This window comes from Nostocoides sp. (genome assembly GCF_035343835.1).
GTDB lineage: Bacteria > Actinomycetota > Actinomycetes > Actinomycetales > Dermatophilaceae > Nostocoides_A > Nostocoides_A vanveenii.
On sequence record NZ_DAOQZV010000151.1, the window covers coordinates 1 to 7,741 of the forward strand.

Below are 7,741 nucleotides of genomic sequence, written 5' to 3' on the forward strand. Positions count from 1 at the left end.
CGGGCCGCGCCAGCGGCGACGGAGGGGCGGCGTGGTGTGCTCATTGGTGGGCCTTTCCGGTCACGAGGACGCCGGTGACCGCGTGCACGGCCTCTTCGGCGACGTCGGCGGCGGAGGAGACTGCGGCAAGGGCCTGGTCGACCGGCCGGGGCGCGGCGGCGACGAAGTCCTCGAAGGCGCCACGGGTAGTCCAGGTCGGTTCGAAGCCGAGAACGTGGCGCATCTTGCTGGTGTCGAGGCCGCGGCCGTGGACCAGCAACTCCAGTTGCTCGGGCGAGAAGTCCAGGATCCCGGTGCGTTTGAAGAGCGAGTTGGCGCCGCGGGTGGCGACCGCGGGAATCTTGACGAAGGGGCGCCCGGTCAGGGCCGTGGCCTGGCTGACCGTGATGATCCCGTCGCCGGCGACGTTGACCGTGCCGGCCGGCGGGGCGAGGGTCGCCCGGACGGTTGCCGCTGCGACATCGTCTTCGTGGAGGAATTGCAGGCGGCCGTCCCAGCCCAGAGGCAGCGGGATCAGCGGGAGCCGGAAGAAGTCGGTCATCGCCGTGCGGATGCGCGGGCCGATGACATTCGCAAGCCGCAGCACGGTGATGCCGACGTCGGGGCGGCGCCGGGCGAAGCCGCGGACATACGCCTCGACCTCGACCGAGTCCTTGCCGAAACCGACGTTGGGCAGCCGGCGGGCGGCCATGTCCTCGGTGAACATCGCCGGGTCCCGATAGGAGGAGCCGTAGACACCGGCCGTCGACTTGACGACAAGGCGTTGCACGCGAGTGCTCTTTTGGCAGGCCGCGAGCAACTGCATCGTCCCGATGACGTTGATCTCTTTCTGCGTCGCCCGGCCACCGGCGTTGAGCGGGGTCGCGATGACGCCCATATGGACGACGGTGTCGACCTGCTGCTGCTCGATGATCTTGCCGATCATCGGTGAGCGGATGTCTGCGCGCACGAACTCGGCACGGCCGATCGGGTGCGGGGGTGGGACGACGTCGACGCCGATGATCCGGGGGACCTCGTCGGTTTGCGACAGGGCACGCGCGAAGGCGCCACCGAGATAGCGGGACACGCCGGTGATCAGGACGACTTCCGGCATGGTGCTCTCCTACCTCACGTCACGCCCGCGCGGGGCGCCAGGGTTACTTCTTGTTGCGACGCTGGTGACGCGTCTTGCGCAGCAGCTTGCGGTGCTTCTTCTTAGCCATCCGCTTGCGCCGCTTCTTGATGACAGAACCCATTGACAACCCTTGCTTCGGAACGTGTGGAGATCATCGGACGCATCGCAGCCGCCGTGATCGACTCGGTCGGTGGCCGCGTGAGCTACCTGAAGGGACAGCCTACCGGCGGCAGTCGGCACGCCCAAACCGTGCCCCAGGTGTCCTTGGGCACGGTTTGTGGTGGCGATATTTTCTCGGGCCGCCGCGCGGTCGCCAGCAGCGGGTGCCGGGCAGGCCGGCATACGTCCTGAGTCAGGCGGTTTCGATGAAGGCGGTCTCGAGATAGGCATCGACGGCGTCGGCCGGCACGCGGAAGGACCGTCCGACGCGGATCGCGGGAAGCTCGCCACCGTGGACCATTCGGTACACGGTCATCTTCGATACGCGCATGATCGCGGCCACTTCGGCCACGGTGAGAAATTTGACCTCGGAAAGCTGCCGGTCGGCAGACATGCGAACCTCGTCTTTTCTATCGCGCATCGCCGGCTTCCCCTCCGGCGGATTCCTACGCAATCTCGTCGGGAGCAACCATAGGGGCAGTTGTTACTCCTGTGAAGCCGGGGCCACCGCCGAGTGAAATTTACCCGGGCTTGTCCAGCCGACACGCCGTCCGGCGGCCCCGAACGTAACGTCTGCTAGCAGCAGTTAGGCGACGTCCAGCAGGGTAGAACCTGCTGGACGTCACCTAAACCCCGCTAAGTCACCCTGCCGGGCGCCGAGCTCCGGGACCGCTGTCAGTCGAACCAAACGTCCAAACCGTGGTGAGCGAAGATCGCCTCGCGTGTGGCCATCACGGCGGCGTCGACGGGGCTGTGGGGGTTGTAACCGAGCTCCCAGGGCTGGACCCAGATGGGGCTGCTGCCCGGGGGCAAGTCGCTCATCCGGGCCGGTCCGCGGCGACCGGTGAGCGCGGCGACCTGGTCGCGCCAAGCCTGGGGGATCTCGGTCTGGGGTTCGATCGGGCGGTGTCCGGCGATGGCGGTCAGGTGCGTCCAGGCTCGCGGGACGACGTTGACCAGTTCGTAACCGCCGCCGCCGAGGCTGATCCAACGGCCGTTGCAGAGCTCGTGAGCCAAGTCGTGGATGTCGAGCATCGCCTGGCGCTGCGCGTCGACGGTCAGCGCCAGATGGGCGAGGGGATCCTCCATGTGCGTGTCGCAGCCGTGCTGGGTGACCAGCACCTGCGGCTTGAAGGCGCGCACGACCGGGAAGATGGCCGAGCGCACGGCGCGCAGCCAGGCCGAGTCCGAGGTCCCCGCCGGCAGCGCCACATTGAGTGCGTAGCCCTCCCCCGACGCGTGCCCGATATCGCGGGCCCACCCCGTGCCAGGAAAGAGCAGCCGGCCGTTCTCGTGGATCGAGGCCGTCAGCACCCGCGGGTCGTCGGCGAAGATCGCCTCGACGCCGTCGCCGTGGTGGACATCGACATCGAGATAGGCCACTCGCTCCACGCCGTGGTCGAGTAGCCACGCGATGCCGACCGCGATGTCGTTGTAGATGCAGAAGCCGCTGGCCCGATCCCGCATCGCATGGTGCAGGCCGCCGCAGAAGTTGACCCCGTGCTCGATCTCGCCCGCGTGGACAGCCCGGCACATCTCCACCGTGCCGCCCACGATGCGAGCGCTCGCCTCGTGCATCCCCACGAAGGCCGGATCGTCCTCCGTCCCCAGCCCGTATGCCGATTCCGCCGTCGCGGGATCGGCGGACGCCCGCTTGACGGCAGCGATGAAGCCCCAGTCGTGGACCGTCGCCAGCAGGTCATCGTCCGCGGGTTCGGGCGCGATCGGCGCGACGATGTCGAAGAGGCCGAACTCCTTGCACAGCCGGGCCGTCAGGTCGAGTCGGAGCGGGCCCATAGGGTGCCCGTCACCGAAGTTGTACCCGGTGAAGATCGGATCCCAGATCAGCCGCGCCCCATCGCCCATACGGGAACGCTATCGCGGCCTGGGAGCCGCCCGATCAGAAGCCGCGGCGGTCCTCGGTCAGCGGCAACACCATGGCGATCTCTTCCTCGTCGCCGTCGCCGTTTTGGACCCGCATCGGGCGGCGGCGGCCCGTGGGGCGGAAGCCGAAACTGGAGGCAAAAGCCACCGCGCGACCGTTGTCGGTGCCCACCCAGTAGGCGATCCGGTCGAAGCCCTGCTCGGCGGCATACGTCGCTCCGGACTTCACCAGATTGGCGGCGATGCTGCGCCCGCGCCATTGCGGCGCGACCCACAGACCGAAGAACTCGGCGCCGTTGTCCACGCCGTCGAGCGTGCCTATGCTCACCAGGCCGGCGGGCTCACCATCGGCCTCGGCGACCAGGCGGCGCGACCGTCTCAGGCGGGCGCGCCAGAAGTCCTCGGACTCGTCGGCCTCGTCGTCGTAGGAGGCCACGAACGCGTCGGGCGACTCCTGGAGGGCGTTCAGGCGCAAGGAGCGCAGCAGCTCCCACTCGTCCTCGGTCAAGGCGCGAACCACGATCTCCGTCATGGGCCCATCGTGTCATGCCGCGGGGATGCGGGCGGATCGGACGGCCGCTGTTCACCCTGGCTGGGGCCGGTGTTCAGGAGCGGGACAGCTCGCCGGAGCGCTCCGCGGCCGCCTCAACGGCGCTGACGAAGGCCGCCCGCACCCGGTGGTCGTCGAGGATGCGCAGCGCGGCCGCGGTGGTGCCTCCTGGCGAGGTGACCTGCTCACGAAGGACCGTCGGGTGGGTGCCGGTCTGGCGGATCATGGTCGCCGCTCCGTAGAGAGTCTGGACGGTCAACTCCGTCGCGGTCGCGCGTGGCAGGCCCAGCACGACGCCCGCCTCGATCATCGCCTCGACGACATAGAAGACGTATGCCGGCCCGGACCCAGAGATGGCTGTCACCGCGTCCTGATAGGACTCAGGGACCTCGATCACTTTCCCGCAGGAGGCGAGCAGGTCCGATGCGATGGCCATGTGCTCATCGGTGCAGTGGGCACCGCGCGAGAGCGCCGCCATGCCCTGGTCGACCAGGGCCGGGGTGTTGGGCATCACCCGCACGACGCTGGTGCCTGCGGGCAGGCCGCCTTCGAGCACCTCGGTGGTGATACCAGCCGCAAGCGAGATGACGACATTGCCCACGGCGATGGCCGGGGCGATCTCGGCCAGCAGGCTGCGCATGTCCTGGGGCTTGACGACGAGCACGAGCACGTCGGCCGATTCGGCGGCGGCCGCGTTGTCGACGACCGAGATGCCGTATTTGGCTTCGAGTTCGGCGGCGCGATCCGCACGGCGCTCGGTGATGACGAGGTCGCCGGGTGCTCGGCCGCTGCGAATCAGGCCGGACAGGAGGGTCTCACCCATCACTCCGGCACCGAAGATGGCGATGGTCATGGGCTGGCGGGTCCTTAGTTTCGGGAGATGAGAGAGCGGGCGAAAAGGAAGGCGTTGGCCGGTCGTTCGGCCATCCGGCGCATGAGGTATCCGTACCACTCCTCGCCATACGGCACATAAACGCGCATCTGATTGCCCCGGTCGGCGATCCGGCGTTGCTCCTCGGGCCGCACGCCGTAGAGCATCTGGAACTCGTAGCTGTCGGTCGGACGGCCGTGGTGGCGGGTCAACGCCGCGGCGATCTCGACCAGCCGGGGGTCGTGGGTGGCGATCATCGGGTAGCCAGGGCCGGCGAGCAGGACCTTCAGGCACCGGACATAGGACTTGGCCACGTCATCGGCGTCCTGATAAGCGACCGACGCGGGCTCGGCGTACGCGCCCTTGCACAGGCGCACCCGGCTGCCGTCCGTGGCCAGATCGCGACAGTCGCCCTCGGTGCGGTGCAGGTAGGCCTGGATCGCCACACCGACGAAGGAGAAGTCGGCGCGTAGCGCGTGCAGGGCCTCCAAGGTGGCGTCCGTCGTGGTGTGGTCCTCCATGTCGAGGGTCACCGTCGTTCCTGCCGCGCGCGCGGCAGAGCAGATCGTCCGCGCGTTCTCCAGGGCGATCGCGGGCCCGTCGGCGGGCAGCGATTGGCCGATCGCGCTGAGTTTAACGCTGACCTCGGCGCGTCCTTCGCTGGTGAGCCCTTCGTCAGCGAGCAGGCGCAACAGGTCGAGGTAGGCCTGGGTGGTCGCTTCGGCCTGTTCCACGTCGGTCGTGTATTCGCCCAGGTAGTCGATGGTCGCCGCCCGCCCGTTGGCACCGAGGTCCGCGACCGCAGTGACGACATCCGCGGCATACGCGCCCGGCACATACCGCTTGACGACCGAGCGCGAAACCGGCGCCCGCTCGACGATGTCGCGCACGCGGCCGGAGTCGGCGAGCGTGAGGAGGGACTTGCGCAGCAGTTCAGCAGGACCCATGGCAGCAGGCTACTCACCCGGGTGGTGCGGGCCCTTCAGGAGACGAGCTTTCGAGGTGCTATATTTCAGCATATGGTGAATATCTCGCCGGCAGTGGCCGTCGAGGGCCTGGTCGTCACCCGCGGTGGCCGACCGGTCCTGCCTGATCTCTCCTTCGCCGTCCCGCCCGGCCAGGTCGTGGGCCTGATGGGCCCGAGCGGCAGCGGTAAGTCCACCTTGATGCGATCCATCGTCGGTGTCCAGCGGATCGCCAGCGGGCGAGTGGAGGTCTTCGGCCTGGAGGCCGGCAGCCCTCAACTGCGGCGCCGGGTCGGCTATGTCACCCAGAGCCCGAGCGTGTATGCCGATCTGTCGGTCCGCGCCAATGTCGCCTATTTCGCGGCGATGGTCGGGGTCGGCGAGGAGGCCGTGGATCAAGCCATCGCCGGCGTCGATCTGACCCCCTATCGCGATCGCCGCGTCGAGACCCTCTCCGGCGGCCAGCGCTCGCGGGTCTCGCTCGCGGCGGCCCTGGTCGGCGGTCCCGACCTGCTGGTGCTCGACGAGCCCACGGTCGGACTCGACCCCGTCTTGCGCCGCGATCTGTGGGCGCTCTTCCACGGCCTCGCGGAATCCGGCACCTCCTTGCTGGTGTCGAGCCATGTCATGGACGAGGCGACCCGGTGCGACCGGTTGCTGTTGCTGCGCGGGGGACGGCTGGTGGCGGACACCACGCCGGCCGAGTTGCTCGCCCGCACGGGCACCAACGACCCCGAAACGGCCTTCTTGACCCTCATCGAATCGTCGCAGGTGGCGCAGTGAACCCGCGCCTGACCCTGGCGACGGCCGGCCGGGTGCTCGCCCAGATCCGCGGCGACCACCGCACCGTCGCCATGCTCCTGGTCGTGCCGTGCGTGCTGATGGGCCTGCTGGCGTGGGTCTTCGACGGCACTCCCCTTTTCGACCGGGTCGGGCCGGCCCTGCTCGGCGTCTTCCCCTTCGTCGTGATGTTCGTCGTCACCAGCGTTGCCACCTTGCGCGAACGCACCTCCGGAACCCTGGAAAGGCTGCTGACCACGCCGCTCGGCCGGGGCGACTTCATGGTCGGGTATGCCCTGGCCTTCGCGGTCATGGCGATCCTCCAGGCGGTCATCGCGACCGCCTTCTCGATCTACGTCTGCGGGCTGGACATCTCCGGACCGGTCTGGATGCTTGTCGCCATCGCCGTCATCGACGCCGTTCTCGGCACGGCGCTGGGTCTGCTCGCGAGCGCCTTCGCGCACACCGAGTTCCAAGCCGTGCAGTTCATGCCGGCCTTCGTGCTCCCGCAGTTCCTTCTGTGCGGCCTGCTCGCGCCGCGCGCCGGCCTTGCCGACCCGCTGCGCTGGCTCTCCGATGTGCTGCCGTTGTCGTATGCCGTTGACGCCATGTCCGCGGTGACCACGAGTTCCTCCCCCTGGGGTCAGGTGCGCGGCGACGTGCTGATCCTGCTCGGGTTCATCATCGGGGCCTTGCTGCTCGGCTCCTTCACGTTGCGCCGACGGACCGACTGACCTGCGGGCCGGCCACCTTCACGATCCGGGCGGAGGTGCGACATACGTCTGGAGGGTCGGTCCGAGCAGGGCGACCAACTCCTCCACGCCCGCATCGACGACCGGTCCGTATTCGATGACATAGCGCACGATCGCGACGCCGACCATCTGCGCCGCGGCCAACCCGCCGCGGATCTCGGGCGTTGACGTGAGCCGCTCGACGGTCGGTACGCGAGCATCCATCTCCGCGGTCACCCGCGTAAACACCTCGCCGGTGAGGAACTCCCGGAGCATCCGGCCCGCCTCAGGGTTGGTGATGGCAGACCGCATGAGCCCTTGCATTCGCTCCCGCGCCGGCGGCTGGTCCCAGATCGCGAAGAAGCTGCGGACCATCGCCGCCCCGATCTGCTCCCGGGGAGTGTGCAGGAGGCCCGCAACGATGACGCTCGGATCGATCGGGATGGCCATGACGGTGGCAAAGAGGGCTGCTTTGCCGGAGAAATAGTGGTGGATCAGCGCCGGGTCGACGCCAGCCCGGCGGGCGATCGCGCGCAGCGACGTGGCGTCATAACCCTTGGCGGCGAACTCGATCCGCGCCGCCGCGACGATCTCGCCGCGGGTGTCGGCGCCCACCGGCCGCCGCCCGCGCGGACTCACGACTCGCTCCGCGGCGGTTTGGGCCGACGAGACTTCGGCGGTGCTGCC

The 7,741-nt window shown here is 68.8% G+C and carries 10 protein-coding genes; 2 read left to right on the plus strand and 8 right to left on the minus strand.

Annotated elements, in window-relative coordinates; translation table 11 throughout:
* Positions 1-40: 40 nt before the first annotated feature.
* The 7 genes from PKH97_RS11110 to PKH97_RS11140 all read right to left on the minus strand — a co-directional run bounded on the left by PKH97_RS11110 (position 41) and on the right by PKH97_RS11140 (position 5,525).
* The gene (locus PKH97_RS11110; protein ID WP_324387476.1) at positions 41-1,093 is read right to left on the minus strand and encodes an NAD-dependent epimerase/dehydratase family protein; all 1,053 of its coding nucleotides are present in this window, start codon (positions 1,091-1,093) and stop codon (positions 41-43) included.
* Positions 1,094-1,136: 43 nt separating this feature from the next.
* On the minus strand, positions 1,137-1,235 hold the full coding sequence (locus PKH97_RS11115) for an AURKAIP1/COX24 domain-containing protein (RefSeq protein ID WP_003792170.1): 99 nt from the start codon (positions 1,233-1,235) through the stop codon (positions 1,137-1,139).
* A 231-nt stretch (positions 1,236-1,466) separates the two neighbouring features.
* Positions 1,467-1,667: a helix-turn-helix domain-containing protein gene (locus PKH97_RS11120; protein WP_324387498.1), complete on the minus strand. Its 201-nt coding sequence runs from the start codon at positions 1,665-1,667 to the stop codon at positions 1,467-1,469.
* Between the two features lie 281 nt (positions 1,668-1,948).
* Positions 1,949-3,139: an acetoin utilization protein AcuC gene (locus PKH97_RS11125; RefSeq protein ID WP_324387499.1), complete on the minus strand. Its 1,191-nt coding sequence runs from the start codon at positions 3,137-3,139 to the stop codon at positions 1,949-1,951.
* A gap of 34 nt (positions 3,140-3,173) precedes the next feature.
* Positions 3,174-3,689, minus strand: coding sequence for a GNAT family N-acetyltransferase (locus PKH97_RS11130; RefSeq protein ID WP_324387500.1), 516 nt, complete (start codon positions 3,687-3,689; stop codon positions 3,174-3,176).
* 73 nt (positions 3,690-3,762) lie between these two features.
* Positions 3,763-4,560, minus strand: a complete 798-nt coding sequence (gene proC, locus PKH97_RS11135; RefSeq protein WP_324387501.1) for a pyrroline-5-carboxylate reductase — start codon at positions 4,558-4,560, stop codon at positions 3,763-3,765.
* Between the two features lie 14 nt (positions 4,561-4,574).
* Positions 4,575-5,525 carry a proline dehydrogenase family protein gene (locus tag PKH97_RS11140; protein WP_324387503.1) on the minus strand — a complete coding sequence of 317 codons (951 nt, stop codon included), beginning with the start codon at positions 5,523-5,525 and terminating at the stop codon, positions 4,575-4,577.
* A gap of 72 nt (positions 5,526-5,597) precedes the next feature.
* On the opposite strand from PKH97_RS11140, the gene PKH97_RS11145 reads away from it, so the two are divergent.
* Both PKH97_RS11145 and PKH97_RS11150 read left to right on the plus strand, forming a co-directional pair.
* Positions 5,598-6,326, plus strand: coding sequence for an ABC transporter ATP-binding protein (locus PKH97_RS11145; protein ID WP_324387504.1), 729 nt, complete (start codon positions 5,598-5,600; stop codon positions 6,324-6,326).
* Positions 6,323-7,057 carry an ABC transporter permease gene (locus tag PKH97_RS11150; protein WP_324387506.1) on the plus strand — a complete coding sequence of 245 codons (735 nt, stop codon included), beginning with the start codon at positions 6,323-6,325 and terminating at the stop codon, positions 7,055-7,057. Before PKH97_RS11145 ends, PKH97_RS11150 begins: the two co-directional genes overlap by 4 nt.
* 18 nt (positions 7,058-7,075) lie before the next feature.
* On the opposite strand, the gene PKH97_RS11155 is transcribed toward PKH97_RS11150, so the two are convergent.
* On the minus strand, positions 7,076-7,741 hold a 666-nt coding region (locus tag PKH97_RS11155), incomplete at its 5' end, for a TetR family transcriptional regulator (protein WP_324387507.1).

Coding starts and splice junctions, on each gene's coding strand:
- PKH97_RS11110 (WP_324387476.1), bottom strand. CDS start 1,093: ATGCCGGAAGTCGTCCTGATCACCGGCGTGTCCCGCTATCTCGGTGGC.
- PKH97_RS11115 (WP_003792170.1), bottom strand. CDS start 1,235: ATGGGTTCTGTCATCAAGAAGCGGCGCAAGCGGATGGCTAAGAAGAAG.
- PKH97_RS11120 (WP_324387498.1), bottom strand. CDS start 1,667: ATGTCTGCCGACCGGCAGCTTTCCGAGGTCAAATTTCTCACCGTGGCC.
- PKH97_RS11125 (WP_324387499.1), bottom strand. CDS start 3,139: ATGGGCGATGGGGCGCGGCTGATCTGGGATCCGATCTTCACCGGGTAC.
- PKH97_RS11130 (WP_324387500.1), bottom strand. CDS start 3,689: ATGACGGAGATCGTGGTTCGCGCCTTGACCGAGGACGAGTGGGAGCTG.
- proC (WP_324387501.1), bottom strand. CDS start 4,560: ATGACCATCGCCATCTTCGGTGCCGGAGTGATGGGTGAGACCCTCCTG.
- PKH97_RS11140 (WP_324387503.1), bottom strand. CDS start 5,525: ATGGGTCCTGCTGAACTGCTGCGCAAGTCCCTCCTCACGCTCGCCGAC.
- PKH97_RS11145 (WP_324387504.1), top strand. CDS start 5,598: ATGGTGAATATCTCGCCGGCAGTGGCCGTCGAGGGCCTGGTCGTCACC.